Raw genomic sequence first — 380 nt, 5'->3', positions numbered from 1 at the left:
GTCCAACAGGAGACCGGCGGTGTCGGTGGGGTCCAGCGGGGGGGGTCCGGGGGGGACGGGGTCACGCCGGGGGTCGGAAACGATCATTTGGACTTTTAGGGTTGACCACTCCCACGGTCCCCCGGGGTAGCAGTGCCGGCCGGTCCACTCGGCCTCGTCGGCGAGGGCCAGGAGCGCGGGGCGCTCCTCGGCGGGAGTGTCGGCGTGCTGGGCGAGGGCCTTGGCGTAGGTCGCGATGATGAACAGTTCGGTACGGGGGTTGAGCGTCACGGGGACTCCAGGTGTGAGGCGGTGTGGGGATGAGCCGCGGTGGTGGTGCGCACTTGGCGCGGTCCTGACTGCCGATCGGCGCGTGCCGGGATCAGCTCCGGGATTCCTGC

Annotated in this window: 1 protein-coding gene; it reads right to left on the bottom strand. The window is 70.8% G+C overall.

Annotation, left to right across the window (positions count from 1 at the left end):
* Window positions 1–270: hypothetical protein (locus tag ADK55_RS39945; RefSeq protein ID WP_234350171.1), on the bottom strand; the 270-nt coding region annotated here is incomplete at its 3' end.
* Between the last annotated feature and the right edge of the window lie 110 nt (window positions 271–380).

The organism is Streptomyces sp. WM4235, from assembly GCF_001279725.1.
Taxonomy (GTDB): Bacteria; Actinomycetota; Actinomycetes; order Streptomycetales; family Streptomycetaceae; genus Streptomyces.
Note: the sequence above shows the minus strand (reverse complement) of the source record. Positions and strands in the feature narration are given on the sequence as shown.